Source organism: Streptomyces sp. NPDC020875, assembly GCF_040641415.1.
Lineage (GTDB): Bacteria > Actinomycetota > Actinomycetes > Streptomycetales > Streptomycetaceae > Streptomyces.
This window is the reverse complement of record NZ_JBFADP010000012.1, coordinates 77,979-97,009: the sequence shown is the minus strand read 5'-3', so window position 1 is coordinate 97,009 and position 19,031 is coordinate 77,979. Positions and strand designations below refer to the sequence as shown.

14 protein-coding genes are annotated in these 19,031 nt (G+C 73.3%); 3 read left to right on the top strand and 11 right to left on the bottom strand.

Annotation, left to right across the window (positions count from 1 at the left end; all coding sequences use genetic code 11):
* Positions 1-174: 174 nt before the first annotated feature.
* Positions 175-1,122 carry a 2-hydroxyacid dehydrogenase gene (locus tag AB0G74_RS09430; protein WP_361142471.1) on the bottom strand — a complete coding sequence of 316 codons (948 nt, stop codon included), beginning with the start codon at positions 1,120-1,122 and terminating at the stop codon, positions 175-177.
* Between the two features lie 132 nt (positions 1,123-1,254).
* On the opposite strand from AB0G74_RS09430, the gene AB0G74_RS09425 reads away from it, so the two are divergent.
* On the top strand, positions 1,255-2,283 hold the full coding sequence (locus AB0G74_RS09425) for an aldo/keto reductase (protein WP_361142468.1): 1,029 nt from the start codon (positions 1,255-1,257) through the stop codon (positions 2,281-2,283).
* Positions 2,284-2,493: 210 nt separating this feature from the next.
* Positions 2,494-3,654, top strand: a complete 1,161-nt coding sequence (locus AB0G74_RS09420) for a PQQ-dependent sugar dehydrogenase (RefSeq protein WP_361142465.1) — start codon at positions 2,494-2,496, stop codon at positions 3,652-3,654.
* Positions 3,655-3,888: 234 nt separating this feature from the next.
* On the opposite strand, the gene AB0G74_RS09415 is transcribed toward AB0G74_RS09420, so the two are convergent.
* The 5 genes from AB0G74_RS09415 to AB0G74_RS09395 form a co-directional block, all read right to left on the bottom strand.
* Positions 3,889-6,951, bottom strand: coding sequence for an AAA family ATPase (locus AB0G74_RS09415; RefSeq protein WP_361142463.1), 3,063 nt, complete (start codon positions 6,949-6,951; stop codon positions 3,889-3,891).
* A gap of 92 nt (positions 6,952-7,043) precedes the next feature.
* Entirely contained in the window at positions 7,044-7,226 is a 183-nt protein-coding gene (locus AB0G74_RS09410; protein WP_361142460.1) for a hypothetical protein, read from the bottom strand.
* Positions 7,227-7,525: 299 nt separating this feature from the next.
* Positions 7,526-8,320, bottom strand: a complete 795-nt coding sequence (locus tag AB0G74_RS09405) for a GNAT family N-acetyltransferase (protein WP_361142458.1) — start codon at positions 8,318-8,320, stop codon at positions 7,526-7,528.
* A gap of 101 nt (positions 8,321-8,421) precedes the next feature.
* Positions 8,422-9,030 carry a GNAT family protein gene (locus AB0G74_RS09400; RefSeq protein ID WP_361142456.1) on the bottom strand — a complete coding sequence of 203 codons (609 nt, stop codon included), beginning with the start codon at positions 9,028-9,030 and terminating at the stop codon, positions 8,422-8,424.
* A 2-nt stretch (positions 9,031-9,032) separates the two neighbouring features.
* Positions 9,033-11,342 (bottom strand): MMPL family transporter, encoded by a 2,310-nt coding sequence (locus AB0G74_RS09395; protein WP_361142452.1) that lies wholly within the window; start codon positions 11,340-11,342, stop codon positions 9,033-9,035.
* A gap of 388 nt (positions 11,343-11,730) precedes the next feature.
* Here AB0G74_RS09395 and AB0G74_RS09390 point away from each other — a divergent pair, with 388 nt between their 5' ends.
* Complete coding sequence (locus AB0G74_RS09390; RefSeq protein ID WP_361142449.1) at positions 11,731-12,630, top strand: hypothetical protein; 900 nt, start codon at positions 11,731-11,733, stop codon at positions 12,628-12,630.
* Positions 12,631-12,877: 247 nt separating this feature from the next.
* On the opposite strand, the gene gatB is transcribed toward AB0G74_RS09390, so the two are convergent.
* The 5 genes from gatB to AB0G74_RS09365 all read right to left on the bottom strand — a co-directional run bounded on the left by gatB (position 12,878) and on the right by AB0G74_RS09365 (position 18,885).
* Positions 12,878-14,389 carry an Asp-tRNA(Asn)/Glu-tRNA(Gln) amidotransferase subunit GatB gene (gatB, locus tag AB0G74_RS09385; protein WP_361142446.1) on the bottom strand — a complete coding sequence of 504 codons (1,512 nt, stop codon included), beginning with the start codon at positions 14,387-14,389 and terminating at the stop codon, positions 12,878-12,880.
* Positions 14,390-14,405: 16 nt separating this feature from the next.
* Positions 14,406-14,645 carry a hypothetical protein gene (locus tag AB0G74_RS09380; protein ID WP_361142443.1) on the bottom strand — a complete coding sequence of 80 codons (240 nt, stop codon included), beginning with the start codon at positions 14,643-14,645 and terminating at the stop codon, positions 14,406-14,408.
* A complete protein-coding gene (gene gatA, locus AB0G74_RS09375) occupies positions 14,642-16,135 on the bottom strand; it encodes an Asp-tRNA(Asn)/Glu-tRNA(Gln) amidotransferase subunit GatA (RefSeq protein WP_361142440.1) in 1,494 nt (497 codons plus the stop codon). Before gatA ends, AB0G74_RS09380 begins: the two co-directional genes overlap by 4 nt.
* A gap of 8 nt (positions 16,136-16,143) precedes the next feature.
* Positions 16,144-16,440 carry an Asp-tRNA(Asn)/Glu-tRNA(Gln) amidotransferase subunit GatC gene (gene gatC / locus AB0G74_RS09370; RefSeq protein ID WP_361142437.1) on the bottom strand — a complete coding sequence of 99 codons (297 nt, stop codon included), beginning with the start codon at positions 16,438-16,440 and terminating at the stop codon, positions 16,144-16,146.
* Between the two features lie 204 nt (positions 16,441-16,644).
* A complete protein-coding gene (locus AB0G74_RS09365) occupies positions 16,645-18,885 on the bottom strand; it encodes a bifunctional diguanylate cyclase/phosphodiesterase (protein WP_361142434.1) in 2,241 nt (746 codons plus the stop codon).
* Between the last annotated feature and the right edge of the window lie 146 nt (positions 18,886-19,031).

The window sequence follows — 19,031 nt, the reverse complement described above, 5'->3', positions numbered from 1 at the left end:
ACGGCATGAGGGCGTCGCGGCGCGCCCGGCGATCGGATGACTTCGCAGCGTTTCCGGCTGTGACGTCAAGCGCGGTGGGTACGGAAGGGGTGTGGGTGGCGGGTTCTCACCGGTCGGGGCGTTCCGGGCACCGGGGGCGTACCGAAGTGTCCGGGGTGGTGAACGGGGAGTGCGTCAGGTGGTGAGGATGACGTTGGCAAGGGGTTCGCCCGCCGCGAACCGGGTCAGCTGGGCCGCCAGCAGCCGCCGGGCCCGGGGCAGATACGCCGAGGTGGAGCCGCCGACATGGGGGCTGATCAGCACCCCGGGGGCCCGCCACAGCGGATGTCCGGGCGGCAGCGGCTCGGGATCGGTGACATCGAGCGCCGCCGTCAGCCGTCCGCTCGTCAGTTCGGCGAGCAGCGCGCCGGTGTCGACCACCGGGCCCCGGGCGACGTTCACCAGCAGCGCCCCGTCCTTCATCCGGGCCAGGAACGCCGCGTCCACCAGCCCCTTCGTCGTTTCGGTCAACGGCGTCGCCAGGACCACCACATCGGCTTCGGGGAGCAGTTCGGGGACTTCGGTGAATGGACGCACCGGACCGCGCGCGGTGGCGCGGGGGGAGCGCGCGATGCGCAGTACCCGCGCACACTCAAAGGGGGCGAGCCGGTCCTCGATCGCCGCGCCGATCGATCCGTAGCCGATGATCAGCACGGTCTTGTCGGCGAGCGCCGGATAGAAGCCCGCGTGCCACTCCTCGGTGTCCTGGCCCCGGACGAAGCGGGGGATCCCGCGCAGGGAGGCGAGGATCAGCGCCAGTGTCAGCTCGGCGGTCGACGCCTCGTGGACCCCCTTGGCGTTGCAGAGGCGTACACCGGAGGGCAGGGTTCCGAGCCCGGGTTCGACATGGTCGGTGCCTGCGGTGAGTGTTTGTACGACCCGTACGGAGATCATCGCGGGCAACGGACGGACCGCGATCTCCGTCCCCTTGAGGTAGGGCACGGTGTAGAAGACGCAGTCGGCCGGGTCGGCCGGGAAGTCCGGCCCGCCGTCCCAGTAGCGGTAGACGAGGCCCGACTCGGCGGCCGGGGGCAGCCCGTCGATCTCGTCGGCCGGTATGGGCAGCCACACATCAGCAGTCATGGTCACGAGGTTAGAACGTGCCGGTGGCGGGCGCGCGCGGCCGGGTGGCACGGCGGGCGGGGACGACGCCGCGGAGTTGGTTAGTTTGGTGGCGTCCGGCGGCGGACGCGGGGAAGCGGAGGGCAGGGGCGGGTGGAGCGCAGGACGATCGGCGCGGCGGCGTTGCGGGTGGGCGCGGTGGGGCTGGGGTGTATGCCGATGAGCTGGGGTTACACCGCGTCGCAGCGGCGCGGGGACCGGTCGCAGCGGACGGTGCACACGGCACTGGACGCGGGCACCACCCTGCTGGACACCGCTGATATGTACGGGCCCTTCACCAATGAGCTGCTGATCGGCCGGGTGCTGCGGGAGCGGCGCGCGGACGCCTTCGTATCGACCAAGGTCGGACTGCTGGTGGGCGACGGGCATGTGGTGGCCAACGGCCGCCCCGGCTATGTCCGCCGGGCCTGTGACGCGTCGCTGCGGCGGCTCCAGACCGATGTGATCGACCTCTACCAGCTGCACCGGGCCGACCCCGAGGTGCCGGTGGAGGAGACCTGGGGCGCGATGGCCGACCTGGTCACGGCGGGAAAGGTACGGGCGCTCGGGGTGTGCGCGGTGGGGGCGGCCACGGGCGTCCGGGCGTTCCGGCGCGGCGGGGCCGCGCCCGGGGATCCGTATGACGGAACGATCCGGCGGCTGGAGGGGCTCCAGCAGGTCTTCCCGGTCAGCGCCGTCCAGGCGGAACTCTCGGTCTGGTCGCCGCAGGCGCTGGTCCGGCTGGTGCCCTGGTGCGAGGCGCGCGGGGTGGGCTTTCTGGCCGCGATGCCGCTGGGCAGCGGCTTTCTCACCGGCACTTTGACACCGGGCGGGGGGTTCGAGCCGGACGATCCGCGGGCCCGCCACCCCCGGTTCACGGCGGAGATGATGGCGGCGAACCAGCCGCTGGTGGCGGGGCTGCGCCGGATCGCGGCCCGGCACGGCCCGGCGACGACCCCGGCGCAGGTGGCGCTGGCGTGGGTACTGGCCCAGGGCCGCCATGTGGTCCCCGTACCCGGTGCGAAGCGGGAGGAGTGGGCGCTGGAGAACGCGGCGGCGGCGGAGATACGGCTCACCGCGCGCGACGAGTCGGAGATCGAGGCGCTGCCCCCGGCCCGGGACTCCTGGGACGCCTGGGACTGACGGACGCCGGGGCTGCGGGTTCGGGTCCGGGTTCGGGTTCGGGCATACGAGCGGCGGGCGGGCGGCCCGGCGGACGGATCGGGCAGGGCGGGGCGCGCTCCGGCCGTCCGCCGGTGAACTCCGGCCCGGCGAGCGGGAACCCGAACGGCCCGGGCGGTGTATGAAAGGTAGTCACGCGCTCCTCGGGAGCCGGTCGAAGGGATGAGAATCGTGCGACGAGCTGGTGTGAGGGCCCTGCTGGCCGCGGCCGTGCTGACGGCGGGCACCGCGTGCTCGTCGTCCGGTGGCGGAATGGGTCTCGGGGACCGCACGGCGTCCCCGGGCGCCTCCGCCTCGGCGGGCTCCGGCGCGAGCCCGTCCCCGACGGGCCCCCCGGCCAAGGGGTCGGCGACCGTGACCGCGACGGTCGCGAAGGGGCTCAAGTCGCCCTGGGGCGCGGTCGCCCTGCCGGACGGCGATCTGCTGGTCGGTTCGCGCGACGAGGGGACGGTCTCCCGGGTCGACACGGAGACGGGGAAGGTCACGGAGATCGGCTCGGTGCCGGGGGTCGCCCCCAGCGGCGAGGGCGGACTGCTGGGCCTCGCGCTCTCGCCGTCCTTCGCCTCGGACCGCCAGGTGTACGCGTACTTCACCACCGAGTCCGACAATCGCGTGGCCCGGCTGCGGTACGACGAACGCCGCCCGGCAGGCCAGCAGCTGGGCGCCCCGGACACCGTCCTGCGGGACATCCCCAAGGGCGTCGTCCACAACGGCGGACGGATCGCCTTCGGCCCCGACAAGATGCTCTACGCGGGCACGGGCGAGGTCGGCGAGGTCGGGCTCTCCCAGGACCCGGAGTCCCTGGGCGGCAAGATCCTCCGGATGACCCCCGACGGACGGCCCGCGCCGGACAACCCGACCCCCGGGTCGCTGGTGTACTCCCTGGGCCACCGCAATGTGCAGGGCCTCGCCTGGGACGACGACAAGCGGCTGTGGGCCGCCGAGTTCGGGCAGAACACATGGGACGAGCTGAACCTCGTCCAGCCCGGGAAGAACTACGGCTGGCCGAAGGCCGAGGGCAAGAAGGGCGATCCGGCGTTCGTGGACCCGGTGGCCCAGTGGAAGACGGAGGAGGCGTCCCCCAGCGGGATCGCCTTCGCCGAGGGTTCCATCTGGATGGCGGGCCTGCGGGGCGAACGACTCTGGCGGATCCCGCTCGCCGGACCGGCCCCCTCCGCGGAGCCCCAGGCATTCCTGGAAGGCGAACACGGCCGGCTGCGCACCGTACTGGCGGCGGGCGGCTCCCAACTCCTCCTGATCACCAGCGAGACCGACGGCCGCGGGGCTCCCGCCCTGGACGACGACAAGATCCTCCGCCTCTCGATCCGCTGACCATCCCCGGGCCCGTCCGGCGCCCCTGAACCTCCATGCGTCCCGTATCCGAGAAGGGCGTGACGGCAGGGGCTCAGGGGCGCGAGGAACTGCGCGAGCGACCACGGGCGGCGCGGGCGCCGAATCACACCCTGCCCGGCAGGGCGGGGCGTGGCATTGCGCGGAGTATCGGCAGCTCCCCGCCCGGCAGGGCGCGGCGCACGGGCGCTTGAGGACTTGAGCGCCGACACGGCGTCATGCCGCCGGGGGGACCGGTTCCGGCGGGAAGAGACGGAAGCGATGGGCGACCGCCGCCGCCTCCCCCCGCCCGGAGACGCCCAGCTTCGCCAGGATGTTGGAGACATGGACGCTCGCCGTCTTGGGCGAGATGTACAGCGCCTCGGCGATCTGGCGGTTGCTGCGGCCCACGGCGACCAGCCGGAGGACGTCCTCCTCGCGGGGTGTCAGCCCGAGGACGGAGCCGGGGCCCTGTTCCAGGGGGACGGGCGGCTCGGGCTCGTCGGCGGCGAGGCTGATCCGGGCGCGCTGGGCGAGGACGGTGATGTCCTCCGCGAGGGGCCGTGCTCCCAGCTCCGCCGCGGTTTCGGCGGCGGCGCGGAGCAGTTCGGCGGCCCGCGCCCGGTCCGTGGTCAGCAGGCTCTCCGCCCAGCGGCGGCGGACCACGGCCAGTCCGTAGGGGAAGTCGGCCCGCTCGAACGCCTCGGCGGCCTCGGCCCAGGCCGCGGCGGTGTCCGCGCCCCGGGCCCGGAGCAGTTCGGCCCGGACCCACCGATCGTGTCCCTGCCAGAGGGGGACGGTCGCGGCGAGGCCCTTCGCCAGCCGCTCGATCCGGTCGAGGATCTCCGTCCGGCCCTCTGCGGCGGCGGGCAGTCCGCGGGTGTCGGCCTCGGCGGTGGCGGCGATTCTCAGCAGCGGCCAGGCATAGCGGTAGGCACCGGGCGGGAAGCCGTCGGGGCCGGTCCGCAGCAGCGCCGCGCGGGCGTCGGCGGTCCGGGCCTCCGCCGCGGCCAGGCCGATCTCGATGGTGTCGACGTAGAGGGTGCTCTGCGGGCTGGGGCTTTCGGTACCGAAGTGGCCCCGGGCCTCCCGCTGGTGGCGCGCGGCGGCCTCGTACTCGCCCCGGCCCAGCTCCAGTGTGCCGAGGACGGCGACGGCCCAGCCCCGGGGCTGGGGCCCGTAACCGACTTCTCTGGCCCGTTCGGCGGCGGTCCGGGCCTCGTCCCACCGGCCGAGGGTGTAGCGGGACTCGGCGAGATTGCCGAGCATCCATGCCTCGGAGCCCGCGAGTCCGTGCCGGGCGGCGGTCTCCAGTCCTTCTTCGAGGAGCGCGGCGGCCTCCCCCGAGCGCCCGACGCTCTCCAGGCTGAAGGGCAGATTGACCAGGGCGGAGGCGATGAGATGGGGGATGCCCAGCTCCAGGGCGCGCGCCTTGACCGCGTACATCTCGGCGAGCCCGTCATCGATGTGCCCGGCGTCGGCCATCAGTCCGCCGAGACAGAATTTGGCGGTGAGTTCGGTCTCCTCGTCACCGACCATCCGGGCGTACTCCACGGCGCGTTCGGCGGTGGCCAGGCTCTCGGGCCCCGGGGAGTGGACGCGGTACCAGTGGGCGATCTCGGAGAGGACCTGGGCGTGCACCACGGACGGCGGCAGCCCGCGGACCAGCTCCTGGGCCTCCGCGAGTTCGGCCCAGCCATCGCCCCGGCCGAGGGCGCAGACCAGTTTGGACCGCTGGACGCCGAACCACGCGGCGCGCAGCGCGTCCCCCTCGCCGACGGCCAGCCGCTGCCCCCGCTTGGCGATCTTCAGGGCCCGCTCGCGGTCCCGGCTGTACCGGCCCGCCACGGTGGCCTCGGCTATCAGGTCGAGAAAGCGCATCGGGGTGGTCTCGGGATCGCAGCCGCATGGCGGGAACGCCTCCGCGTAGTCCACGGGCCGCAGTTCGGTCCGTACGCCTTCGGGGGCCGCGTCCCAGAGCTTCATGGCCCGTTCCAGCAGTCTGAGCTGCTCCGAGTAGGCATGGCGGCGTCGGGCCTCCACGGCGGCGCCGAGCACGGCGGGCAGCGCCTTGGCGGCGTCGTTGGCGTGGTACCAGTAGCTGGCGAGCCGCATGGCCCGCTCCTCGTCGGGCACGAGCCCCGGGTCGGCCTCCACGGCCGCCGCGTAGGCGCGGTTGAGCCGGGAGCGCTCGGGCGGCAGCAGATCGTCGCTGACGGCCTCCCGGGCCAGGGCGTGGCGGAAGCGGTAGCCCCCGCCGTCGGCCGTGGGCTGGACGATATGCGCCTCGACGCCCGCTCGCAGCGCCTCGATCAGATCGTCCTCGGGGAGCCCGGCGACGGCGAGCAGCAGTCCGTGTTCGACCGTGGAGCCGCCTTCGGCGAGGATCCGTACTACCCGCTGGGCGCTCTCCGGCAGAGCCTCGACCCGGACCAGGAGTATGTCCCGCAGGGAGTCCGAGAGTCCGCAGGTATTGCCCTCGGCGAGGCTGCGGGCGAGTTCCTCGACGAAGAAGGCGTTGCCGTCGGAGCGGTCGAAGACCCGGTCCAGCAGGTCGGAGTCGGGTTCGGCGGCGAGGATGCCGGTGAGCTGGCGCCGGACCTCGCCCCGGTTGAACCGGCCCAGTTCGATCCGGTGGACGGCTCGGGTGCGCTCCAGCTCGGCGAGGAAGGGCCGGAGCGGATGGCGGCGGTGCACATCGTCGGAGCGGTAGGTGGCCAGGAAGAGGAGTCTGCCCCGGCGCAGGGCGCGGGTGAGATAGGTGATCAGATGCCGGGTGGACGCGTCGGCCCAGTGCAGGTCTTCGAGGACGAGGACGACCGGGCGGTCCGCCGAGATCCGTTCCAGCAGCCGGGCGGTCAGTTCGAAGAGGCGGGCCAGCTCCTCGTCGTCGTGGGCGCCGGACTCGCCGCGCGGCTGTTCGGCCAGTTCGGGCAGGAGGCGGGACAGCTCGCGTTCATGTCCGGCGACGGCGGCGGCCATCTCGTCGGGCATCAGCTGCCGCAGGGTGCGCAGCGCGGCGGAGAAGGGCGCGAACGGCAGTCCGTCGACACCGATTTCGACACAGCCGCCGACGGCGAACGCGGCGCCCCGGCGGCATGCCTGCTCCCACAGTTCTTCGACGAGCCGGGTCTTGCCCACCCCGGCCTCGCCGCCGATGAGCACGGCCTGGGGTTCGCCCGCCGGATGGGCGGCGCCCTCCCCCGCGGCACGGCTCAGCGCGCCGGTGAGTACGGACAACTCACCGGCGCGTCCCACGAACACCGGACTGACGGACCTGGTCTCCACATCGCCGAGCATCGCACAGTCGTCCGACGGCCCGGCAACCCCGCCGGACCGTCCTGTGGACAACTCCACCGCCGCGGTCCCGCCGCCGGTCGTCCGGAGCACGGTCAGGCGGCCGGGACGTATCGGTCGGCCGGTGTCACCCGGCCCTCCCCGGTCTTCGCGGCCCGTTGCGCCGCGCGGCGGGCCCGCCGGGCGAGCCGGTGCTGTTCGGCCCGGCGGATCAGCTCCGCCCGGTGCAGCTCGGACGCCTGAAGGGCCTGGTGGGTGTGGAAGAACTGCTCGGACACGGGGTACTCCTCGAAGGGTTCGGACGGTGGTGTCTCCACGGCGACTGCCGTGCCACCAATCTCCGCTCCCAGGAGGCCCGGTCGCATCGGGCGTCTGCGGTATCCCCCGCCGCCCGACTGCCTTAGGCGGCCCTGTCCGGCCCCGGCCGGAGGGGCCGGATGTCCTAAGGCACCCTCCTCAGACGACGCCTCGCCCGCACCCGGAGCCGTACACCGCCGGGCCGGAAGGCCCCTCACCAGACCGGACCACACCGCACCGGAGCGCGCCCTCGGTCCGAAGCCCCCGGCCCGGCACCGGCTCAGTCGCGCCGCGCACCCGGGCGGACGTACGGCGTCGTCGTGGCGAGGGCCCGGAAGCCGAGCCGTTCCAGTACGGGGCGGCTCTGGGCGCCCGCGTCGACCTGGAGCCATTGGAAGCCGCGGGCCGCCGCGAGCCGGGCCCGGTGGGCGACCAGGGCCCGGTAGACGCCCCGCCCGCGCCACTCGGGGACCGTGCCGCCGCCCCACAGACCGGCGAAGCCCGTACCGGGGTGGAATTCGAGCCGGGCGGCCGAGACGGGTACGTCCCCGGCCATCGCCAGGGTCAGCGCGGCCGTGTCCTGGCCGAGACAGCGCAGCAGCAGCTCGCGGGTATCGGCGGAGCCGGGTCCGAAGGCGGCCCGGTGCGCCTCGTCCATCAGGGCCACGCCCTCGGCGTCGGTGACGTCGACGATCCGTACCCCCTCCGGAAGGACCGGTTCCACGGCGAGCGGGGTGACGGCGCCGACCATCAGGGTCTCCTCGTCCTCCGGTACGAACCCGGCCGCGACCAGCCGATCCGCGAGGTCGGCGGGCCGGTCGTGGGAGTAGAGCTTCCATTCGGCGGCGACCCCGAGCGCGTCGAAGTGGGCGGCCTCGGCGGCGATGGCCGCGTCGGCGGTGGTCTCGTCGAGGCCGGACCACAGGACGCCGTTCCAGTCGGGTCCGGTGAACCGTACGACGTCGCCGACGCGTTCGACCAGATTCCCCGGGGTGTGGTCGACGGCGTCCCGGCGGATCCGCCGGTCGTAGAGGGCGAGCACGGCCGCGGGGTCCGTCACGGTGGTATAGGTCATGGGCTCATGGGAGCACCGGGGACCCCGGGCCCACCACCGGTTTCCCTGCCGCCGGAGCGGGCCGAACCCCCACCCGCACCCGGCTGAACGGGGCGGAAGGGTCAGCCCTCCGCCCGCGCCCCGGCTCCCCCGGCCTCCGCCTTCGCGGTCTCCCGCAGCTCACGCCACTCGGGGGCGAGTACGGACCAGACCTCCATGTCGTACCGCTCGCCCCGGTGCGGGAACGACTCCCGCAGTACGCCGTCCCGCCGCAGCCCGAGCCGCCGGGCCACATTGACGCTGGCCGTGTTGGCGGAGGCGGCGACCCACTCGACCCGGTGGACGCCCCGGGCGTCGACGGCCCAGTCGATGAGAATGCGTACGGACTGGGTCACCAGCCCCCGGCCGACCGCGGCGGGCTCCAGCCAGCAGCCGACCTCGCAGGTGCCCGCCTTGTCGTCGAGGGAGACGAAGAGGACTCCGCCGACGAGGGTGCCGTCCAGCCAGATGCCGTAGATCCGGCCGCCGCCCGCGGCCTGCCGGTCCGCGTACCGCTGGAGCAGTGTCCGGGCGCCCGCCGGGTCCGCGGCGGCATCGGCGAAGCCGATGTACCGGCCGATGAACTCCCGGCCGCGTTCGACATGGGCGTAGAACTCCTCGGACTGCCACGGCTCCAGCGGCCGCAGCTCCGCCCGCTCGCCGTCCCGGGTCCGCAGGGGTATCGCAAACATCGTCATCCGTCCTTCGTCGTACCGAGGCGCCGGCTGTCGCGCGGGGCGTCACGATCCGGTCCGGGTACCGGGGTGGCCGGTCCGCCACCGGCTCCGACGTGCGCGTACCGCTGTTCGGGGATCTTCGCACGGCGGCAGTCGGGACGCTCCACGGATATCCGGGGCAGCCGCCGCTCCAGCCAGCCGGGCAGCCACCAGTTCGCGCCGCCGAGCAGATGCATCAGGGCCGGTACCAGCAGGGTCCGCAGGACGAAGGCGTCGAGGGCGACGGCCGCCGCCAGCGCGATCCCGAACATGGCGATCACCCGGTCGCCGCTGAGGACGAAGGCGAGGAAGACCGCGATCATGATCACCGCGGCGGAGTTGATCACCCGGCTGGTCTCGGCCAGGCCGACCCGGACCGCCCGCCGGTTGTCGCCGGTCTCCAGCCACTCCTCGTACATCCGGCTGACCAGGAAGACCTGGTAGTCCATGGAGAGCCCGAAGAGCACCGAGACCATGATCACCGGCAGGAAGGGCTCGATCGGGCCCGCCCGGCCGAGCCCCAGCAGCTCGCTCCCCCAGCCCCACTGGAAGATCGCCACGACCACCCCGAAGGACGAGGCGACGGCGGCGATGTTCATCACCGCGGCCTTCAGCGGAATGCCCACGGAGCGGAAGGCCAGCAGCAGCAGTACGCAGCCGAAGGCGACGACCGCGCCCACGAAGAGCGGCAGCTTGCCGACTATCACCTCGGCGAAGTCGTCGTACCCCGCGGTCACCCCGCCGACCAGCACGGTCAGGGACGTACCCGCGGTCGCCCGGGGGAGCAGCTCGCCGCGGAGCCGGTCGACCAGTTCGCTGGTCGCCTTCGACTGCGGCGCCGAATCGGGGACGACGGTGATCAGCGCCGTATCCCCGTTCCCGCTGTACGTCACCGGTCCCGCCGAGGCCACCCCGCGCGCGTCCCGCAGCGCCTCCGGGAGCCGGTCGGCGGCGACCCGGTCGGCGGCGCTGTCGATCCGGGCGACCAGGGTCAGCGGTCCGTTGACCCCGGGGCCGAATCCGCCGCCGGAACCCTCGCCCTGCCCGGGGCCGCCGTGCGCCAGCAGGTCGTACGCCTTGCGGGTGGTCGAGGACGCCGGATTGTTGCCCTGGTCGGAGGTGCCGAGGTGGAGGGAGAACGCGGGCAGCGCCAGGACCGCCATCACGACCACGGCGATGGCCCCCAGCAGCACCGGGCGGCGCTCCACCAGGGCCGCCCAGCGGGCCGCGAACCCGGTCGGCACCTCGGGCCGGGGCCCGTGCTCGGCCAGCCTTCTGCGTTCCCGGCCGCCCAGGGCCCGGGGTCCTATGTACGACAGCAGGGCCGGGAGCAGGGTCACGGAAGCGGCCACCGTCAGCACGACGGTCAGCGCGGCGGCCACGGCAACGCCGTTGAGGAAGTCCAGCCGCAGGATCAGCATGCCGAGGAGGGCGATACAGACGGTCGCCCCGGCGAAGACGACGGCCCGGCCGGTGGTGGCGACGGCGTTCCGCGCGGCCTCGGCGACCGGGAGACCGGCCCGCAGCCCCTTGCGGTGGCGGGTGACGATGAAGAGGGCGTAGTCGATCCCGACCCCGAGGCCGATCAGCATGCCCAGCATGGGGGCGAAGTCGGCCACCGTCATCACCCGGCCGAGGAGCACGATGCCCGCGTAGGCGGTACCGACCGAGACCAGGGCGGTGGCGATCGGCAGCAGGCTGGCGGCGAGGGAGCCGAAGGCGAGGAAGAGCACCACGGCCGCGACGGCGACCCCGACGGCCTCCGCCGTATGACCCGGCGACGATGCGGCGGCCCCGGCGGCCGGGCCGCCCAGCTCCACCCGCAGCCCGTCGTCGCGCGCGCCCTCCGCCACGGCCGTGACCTCGGCGATCCGGGATTCGGGCAGCTCCGCGACGGGCCGGTCGAAGACGAGTTCGGCATAGGCGGTACGGCCGTCCGGGCTGATCCGGCCCGCCCCGTCGGCGCCGTAGGGGCCGGAGACGGCGGCCACCCCGGGCACGGCCGCGATCTCGTCGAGCGCGGCGGTCATCCGTTCCTGGACGGCCGGGGCGCTCACGGTGCCGCGTTCAGTGTGCCAGACGACGGTGTCGCCCTCACCGGCGAGTTCGGGGAAGCCCTCGGCGACGAGGGCGGCGGCCCGGCTCGACTCGGTGCCCGGGACGTCGTAGTCGGTGGAGTAGGCGGTTCCGGCGACCATCGCGGCCGTACCCGTACCCACCAGGGCGGCCAGCCAGATGAGGACGGTGGCGAGTCGGTGCGCGATGCACCACCGGGCGATGGCTGCCAACGACGTGCTCCCTGGTGGTTCGTGGATCTTTGACTGGGGAGTCGGGACAGCCCGCAAAGAACGCGAAGAAACTCACAGAAGTACGAGGCGGGGAGAGCCCCTGCCTCTGTGGGCACTCTGCCAGCCAATCGTGATCGTTTGCCCCTTTGAGGGTATTTCGTGGGCTTCCTCACAGTCGGCGGGGAGCCCCCGGCGGCCCGGCACACGGGACGAGCGCCGGGGGCGCTCCGGCGATCACGGTCGGCTGCTCTGCGCCGGAGGGCGCCCTTCTGGAAGGCTCGCCCCACCCCGGCCGCCCAACCCCCTTTCCGCTACGGCCTGTTCCGGTTGCCGGGGCGCAATCGGGCGGGCCACCCGATTGTCAGTGGCGGCTGGCACGATGGGTGACATGGAGACCACGGGGACCAACCGGCCGATCCTCGATCCGGACGCCGCCGCCGACCTCGCCCGGGCGCTTTTCGACACACCCGGGGAGTTCATCGGCCGCGCCCCGGTGCCCGTGCTCTCCTTCGAGCCGGGCTCCCCGCTGAGACGGCGGCGGGAGTGCTTCGGCGAGGTCTACGGGGCGATCGTGGCCAGACTCGGCGAGCCGACGCTCTACGGGGGCTCGGCCTGCGGCCCCGATGTCCGCTGGCGGGACGGCGGGCGTACGGTCCTGCTCAACGGCACGGGCCACTGGGCCCTGCTCTCCGTCCACGACACGGCCCTGCTGGAGGCCGCCGAGCGGCGCTCGTTCAGCTGGGGCGGCGCCTGGACGATCACCGAACCGCACGACGTCGATCTGCTGCCCTACCTCTGGCGGCTGGACCGGGGCGGCCCCGGCGAGCGCCCCGCCGAACACCCCTCGGCCCGCCCGATGCCCGGCCTGGACCATTTCGAGAGCGCCCTGGCCCTGCTGCTCGGCGCCTGGATAGAGCAGCTCCCGGTGCAGGTCGGCGACGACTGGGCGCATTTCACCCTGACCAGCGCGGCCGACCGGGGCCGTCGCCTCCAGGTGTCGTACGGGATCGAGGACGGTCTGGTCGTCTCCGTGGACGACCGCGACGGGCCGTGCTCCCCGGAGCACGAGCGGCTGATGCGCTCCCGGGGCTGGCACAGCCACGACCGGGGCTGGTGGCAGGCGGAGTTCCCGGACCCGGACCTCGCGGACGCCGCCGAGGGCGCCCGGATCGTCCTCACCGAGCTGCGCGCCCGGGGCACGGTCTCCCCCGACCAGCTGCGGGCCCGCGACATCACCTGCCGCGACCGCGGCGAACTCCTCCTCCCGGGCCTGGGCATCCGCGCCTGACCCCCGCGCCCCCGTTGCCGCAGGCACCAGCGGCGCCCGGGGGTCCCCCACCATGGCCGCAGGCAATGGTGGCGCGGGGAACTGCGCGAGCAACCGCGAACGACCCGCGGCCGATCACACGGGCACAGGGCGCATCGCGCCGCACGAGCCTCGCAGCCGGCGCACGAGGCCCTTCCCCGCGCAAAGAAGAGAAGGGCGGTCACCGGGTGACCGCCCTCCCCCACTACCGCGCCGTCACGGCGCGCCGTCAGCCTTCCGAGACGCCGAGGCGCTCCAGGATCAGCTCCTTGACCCGGGCCGCGTCGGCCTGGCCGCGGGTGGCCTTCATGACCGCGCCGACCAGCGCGCCCACCGCCGCCACCTTGCCGCCGCGGATCTTCTCCGCGATCGCCGCGTTCCCGGCGATCGCGTCGTCCACGGCGGTGCCGAGCGCGCCCTCGTCGGAGACGACCTTCAGGCCGCGCTTCTCGACGACGGTGTCCGGGTCGCCCTCGCCCGCGAGCACGCCCTCGATGACCTGGCGGGCCAGCTTGTCGTTGAGGTCGCCCGCGGCGACCAGCGCGGCCACCCGGGCGACCTGCGCCGGGGTGATCGGCAGCTCGTCCAGGGACCGGCCGGACTCGTTGGCGTTACGGGCCAGCTCGCCCATCCACCACTTGCGCGCCTGGTCGGCCGGGGCGCCCTCGTCCGTCGTGGCCACGATCAGATCGACCGCGCCCGCGTTCAGGATGGACTGCATGTCGTGCTCGGAGACGCCCCAGTCCTCGCGGAGCCGGTTGCGCCGCACCCTCGGCAGCTCGGGCAGGCCCGCCCGCAGCTCCTCGACCCACTCCCGGGCCGGGGCGACGGGCACGAGGTCGGGCTCCGGGAAGTACCGGTAGTCCTCGGCCTCCTCCTTGACCCGGCCGGACGTGGTGGAGCCGTCGTCCTCGTGGAAGTGCCGGGTCTCCTGAATGATCTTCCCGCCGGATTCCAGTACGGCGGCGTGCCGCTGGATCTCGAACCGCGCGGCCCGCTCGACGGAGCGCAGGGAGTTGACGTTCTTGGTCTCCGAACGGGTGCCGAAGACCTCCGCGCCCTTGGGCATCAGGGACAGATTGACGTCGCAGCGCATCTGGCCCATCTCCATCCGGGCCTCGGAGACCCCGAGGGCCCGGATCAGCTCGCGCAGCTCGGCGACGTACGCCCGGGCGACCTCGGGGGCCCGCTCGCCCGCTCCGGTGATCGGCTTGGTGACGATCTCGATGAGCGGGATACCGGCCCGGTTGTAGTCGAGCAGGGAGTGCGAGGCGCCGTGGATCCGACCGGTGGCACCGCCGACGTGCGTCGACTTGCCGGTGTCCTCCTCCATGTGGGCGCGCTCGATCTCCACCCGGAAGACCTCGCCGTCCTCCAGCTGGACGTCGAGATAGCCGTTGAAGGCGATCGGCTCGTCGTACTGGGAGGTCTGGAAGTTCTTCGGCATATCCGGATAGAAGTAGTTCTTCCGGGCGAAGCGGCACCATTCGGCGATCTCGCAGTTGAGCGCGAGGCCGATCTTGACGGCGGACTCGATTCCGATCGCGTTGACGACCGGGAGGGAGCCGGGCAGACCGAGACAGGTCGGACAGGTCTGCGTATTGGGCTCGGCGCCCAGCTCGGTGGAGCAGCCGCAGAACATCTTGGTCTTCGTACCGAGTTCGACATGGACCTCCAGGCCCATGACGGGGTCGAACGCGGCGAGCGCCGCCTCGTACGACACCAGTTCAGTGATGGTCACAGCAGAACTTTCCCTCTCAGCCCAGCAGGACGTCGTCGTCGCCGAGGCGCTTCAGTTCGCGCAGCAGCAGGGCGATACCGGTGACGATGGCGGCGCCGGTGACGACGGCGTCGACCAGCCGCAGCGTGTCGTGCTCGTCACGGGCCGTCCGCACCTGCTTGGCGACGGCGAGCGCGCCGAACGCGGTCGTACCGATGGACAGGTACGTGCCCGCCTTCGACTTCTTGAAGCCCTTGGCCTTACTGAATGCGCTCACAGCGACGGTGCCTCCTCCAGCAGTGGGTGTCCCCACCTTTCCACGAACGCGGCCTCGACGGCGGCGCCGACCTTGTAAAGTCGCTCGTCCTTCATCGCCGGGGCGATGATCTGGAGTCCGACGGGCAGGTTGTCCTCGGGGGCCAGTCCGCAGGGCAGGGACATCGCGGCGTTCCCGGCCAGGTTGGTCGGAATAGTGCAGAGGTCCGCCAGGTACATGGCCATCGGGTCGTCCGCGCGCTCCCCGATCGGGAACGCGGTCGTCGGCGTGGTCGGCGAGACGATCACGTCGACCTGCTCGAACGCCTTCTCGAAGTCCCGGGTGATCAGGGTCCGGACCTTCTGGGCGCTGCCGTAGTAGGCGTCGTAGTAGCCCGAGCTGAGGGCGTACGTACCGAGCATGATCCGGCGCTTGACCTCGTCGCCGAAGCCCGCCTCACGGGTGAGGGCAGTGACGTCCTCGGCCGACTTGGTGCCGTCGTCGCCGACCCGCAGCCCGTAGCGCATGGCGTCGAAGCGGGCCAGGTTGGACGAGCACTCGGACGGCGCGATCAGGTAGTACGCGGAGAGCGCCAGGTCGAAGGAGGGGCAGTCCAGCTCGACGATCTCGGCACCCAGCTCCTTGAGCAGGGCGACGGACTCGTCGAAGCGCTGGAGCACCCCGGCCTGGTAGCCGTCGCCGCGGAACTGCGCGACGACACCGACCCGCATCCCGGCCACGCTGCCGTTGCGGGCCGCCTCGACGACCGGCGGGACCGGGGCGTCGATGGAGGTGGAGTCCAGCGGGTCGTGCCCGGCGATGACCTCGTGCAGCAGGGCCGCGTCCAGCACCGTACGGGCGCAGGGGCCGCCCTGGTCGAGCGAGGAGGAGAAGGCGACCATGCCGTAGCGGGAGACCCCGCCGTAGGTGGGCTTGACGCCGACGGTGCCGGTGACGGCGGCGGGCTGGCGGATCGAGCCGCCGGTGTCCGTACCGATCGCCAGCGGCGCCTGGTAGGCGGCGAGCGCGGCGCTGGAGCCGCCGCCGGAGCCGCCGGGGATCCGGGTCAGGTCCCAGGGGTTGCCGGTGGGGCCGTAGGCGCTGTTCTCGGTGGACGAGCCCATGGCGAACTCGTCCATGTTCGTCTTGCCGAGGATGACGACGTCCGCCTCCTTCAGCTTGCGCGTGACGGTGGCGTCGTACGGCGGGATCCAGCCTTCGAGGATCTTGGAGCCGACGGTGGTCGGGACGCCCTCGGTGGTGAAGATGTCCTTGAGCGCCAGCGGGACGCCCGCGAGGGGGCCGAGCTTCTCGCCCGCCGCCCGCTTGGCGTCGACCGCGCGGGCCTGGGCGAGCGCGCCCTCCCGGTCCACGTGGAGGAAGGCATGGACCTTCTCGTCGATGGCGTCGATCCGGGCCAGATGGGCCTCGGTGACCTCGACGGCGGTCAGTTCGCCGGCGGCGATCTTCGCCGCGATCTCGGCGGCGGTGAGCTTGATGATGTCCGTCATCACGACTTTCAGTCCTCCCCCAGGATCTGCGGGACCTTGAAACGCTGCTGCTCCTGGGCCGGGGCTCCGGAGAGCGCCTGCGCGGGGGTGAGCGACGGACGGACCTCGTCCGCGCGGATGACGTTGGTCAGCGGCAGCGGGTGGGAGGTCGGGGGTACGTCCTGGTCGGCGACCTCGGCGACACGGGCGACCGCGCCGATGATGTCGTCGAGCTGACCTGCGAAGTGATCGAGTTCTTCGCCGGACAACTCCAGACGTGCCAGCCGGGCGAGGTGGGCGACCTCCTCGCGCGTGATGCCAGGCATGCGGAGATCCTCATCAGGGTGAGTGTGGGTGTTTGGCCCAATCCTATGGGGCGGCGGCGGGTGATGACGCAACGGTTTGCCGGGAGCGCGGCCCCGGGACGTCGCGCGCTCCCGATCCGGACCGGTCCGGCCGGTCCGCCACGGCTCCGGAACCGGCCGCGGGCGCGGCGGCCCGCCGGGTCCGGCGACGGGCCGGGCGCGGTGTTACGTACCCAGCTCGCCGGGGCCGAGCGAGCCGGCGTTCGCGGCGGCGGCCGGGGGCGCCGCGGGCTCGGCGGCGGGCGGCTGGACGGCCGGCGCCGGCGGCACGGCGGCGGCCGGATCGGGCGCGGGGGCGGGGGGTGTCACCGGCGCGGGGGCGGCCGGGGTGTCGGTCTGGCGGTGCCAGCCGCGCTCGCCCCGGGCCCGCAGCCAGGCCGTGGTCTCCTGCGGCGGCATCGCGGCGGCCACCAGCCAGCCCTGGACGGCGTCGCACCCCAGATCGCGCAGCCGCTCCCAGGTCTCGTCGTCCTCGACGCCCTCCGCTACGACCAGCAGCCCGAGGGAGTGGGCGAGGTCGACGGTACAGCGGACGATCTCCGCGTCCTGGGTGTCGACGGCCAGCCGGGCCACGAAGGAGCGGTCGATCTTCAGCTCGCTCACCGGCAGCCGGCGCAAATGGACCAGGGACGAGTAGCCGGTGCCGAAGTCGTCGAGGGACATCCGGACCCCGTGGTCGGTGAGCCCGGCCAGGGTGTCCGCCGCGCGCTGCGGGTCCTCCAGCAGTACGTGCTCCGTTATCTCCAGCTGGAGCGCCCCGGCGGGCACCCCGTACCGGGCGAGGCGGGCGGCGACGGAACCCGCGAACCCGGGGGTGTGGACATCGCGCGGCGATACGTTGACGGCCACCGGCACGTACAGCCCCTGGGCGCGCCATTTGGCGACCTGGCCGAGGGCGGTGTCGAGGACGTACTCGGTCAGCAGCGGCATCAGCCCGGAGGACTCGGCGATCGCGATGAACTCGTCCGGCGGGACCCGGCCCCGGTCCGGATGGACCCAGCGGACCAGCGCCTCCAGACCGGCGACATGGCCGTCGAAGCGGACCTTGGGCTGGTAGTGCAGCTCGACCTCGCGGGCGTCCAGGGCGCGGCGCAGATCGCCCAGGAGGCCCAGCCGGTCGGGGGTGTTGCTGTCGCGTTTGGACTCGTAGACCTCGACCCCCGTACGGTCCCGTTTCGCCTGGTACATGGCGACGTCGGCGCGGCGCAGCAGTCCTTCGGCGTCGCGGGCGTGTTCGGGGAAGACGGCGACCCCGGCGCTGGCCTCCAGGACGAGGGTCAGGCCGTCGAGGTCGAGCGGCGAGGAGAGTTCGGCGGCGAGGCGGCGGGCGACCCGCTGGGCGCTGGTGATGGAGTCCGTGGCCGGGAGCAGGACGGCGAACTCGTCGCCGCCGAGCCGGGCGGCCTCGGCGCCGCGCGGCAGGGCGTGCCGCAGTCGCTGCGCTATCTGGAGCAGCAGCCGGTCACCGGCGAGATGGCCGAGGGTGTCGTTGACGGAGCGGAACCGGTCGAGGTCGATCAGGACGAGGGCGGCCCGGGAGCCGCCGCCCTCGGCGTCCTCCAGGGCCGTCCAGGTGCGTTCCAGCAGCCATTGGCGGTTCGGCAGCCCGGTCAGCGGGTCCCGCAACTGCTCCTCGGCGCGGGCCCGGGCGATCCACAGGGTGGAGTCGAGGGCGATCAGCGGCACCGCGAACAGCGGCAGCAGCAGCGGCCTGGCGACGGCGACCACACAGATCAGGGGGGCGATCCCGAGCAGGGCGACGGCGACGAGGCCCTGCCGGAGCAGGGCCGTTCTGGCGACGGTGGGCAGTCCGCCGCCCTGGGGCGCCTGGACGTACCACAACAGCAGTCGGCTGACCGCGAGATAGGCGGAGGCCGCGATGAGGACTTCCATCGCGGCCCCGATCCCCCAGTCGAGTGGCGACCAGGGGTTCTCGACGCTCGGTGTCCGGTCGAAGAGGGCGAGGACGAGAGCGGCGGCGCCGATACCGAGGACGTCGACGGCGCCGTGCAGCAGGCCGTGCCGCCTGCGCTGACGGCGGGCGGAGCCGACCAGGGTGACGACGGCCAGGCTGACCAGGACCGCGGGGATCCAGCCGTACAGCAGCAGGACCGCCAGGGTGAGCGCCGCGCCGGAGCCCGTACCGCCGGACCAGCGGTCCCGGCCCAGGGCGACGAGATGGCCTACGACGACCCCGGTGAGCACGGCCAGGGACCAGCCGGTGGTGGAGCCGGGGAAGAGGGCCCGGCCGTCGTGGACGGCGGCGGCGACTCCGGTGACGACGACGAGTCCGGCACCCGCCACCGCGGCGACGGGCAGTCCGGACGGCACACCCGCGGCTCCACCGGTCAGGGCGGCGATCCCCCGCGCCCTCGGGACCGGGGCGGCGCTCTCGGTCGGTTCCATTCCCGTCCCTCTCACAGCCGGCGGTGCCGATCGTCTCGCGATGGTTCCGGTGATTCCCGCGATCCCCATGGTCATCCCAGTCATGCCATCACGACTGAAATCCCATCACGCAGCCGTGCACGACAGGCGCACGTCTCAACAGTAGG

Bases quoted from the DNA above. Each gene is read 5' to 3' on its own strand.
- AB0G74_RS09430 (WP_361142471.1), bottom strand. From the start codon at position 1,122: ATGACTGCTGATGTGTGGCTGCCCATACCGGCCGACGAGATCGACGGG.
- AB0G74_RS09415 (WP_361142463.1), bottom strand. From the start codon at position 6,951: ATGCTCGGCGATGTGGAGACCAGGTCCGTCAGTCCGGTGTTCGTGGGA.
- AB0G74_RS09405 (WP_361142458.1), bottom strand. From the start codon at position 8,320: ATGACCTATACCACCGTGACGGACCCCGCGGCCGTGCTCGCCCTCTAC.
- AB0G74_RS09400 (WP_361142456.1), bottom strand. From the start codon at position 9,030: ATGTTTGCGATACCCCTGCGGACCCGGGACGGCGAGCGGGCGGAGCTG.
- AB0G74_RS09390 (WP_361142449.1), top strand. From the start codon at position 11,731: ATGGAGACCACGGGGACCAACCGGCCGATCCTCGATCCGGACGCCGCC.
- gatA (WP_361142440.1), bottom strand. From the start codon at position 16,135: ATGACGGACATCATCAAGCTCACCGCCGCCGAGATCGCGGCGAAGATC.
- gatC (WP_361142437.1), bottom strand. From the start codon at position 16,440: ATGCCTGGCATCACGCGCGAGGAGGTCGCCCACCTCGCCCGGCTGGCA.
- AB0G74_RS09365 (WP_361142434.1), bottom strand. From the start codon at position 18,885: ATGGAACCGACCGAGAGCGCCGCCCCGGTCCCGAGGGCGCGGGGGATC.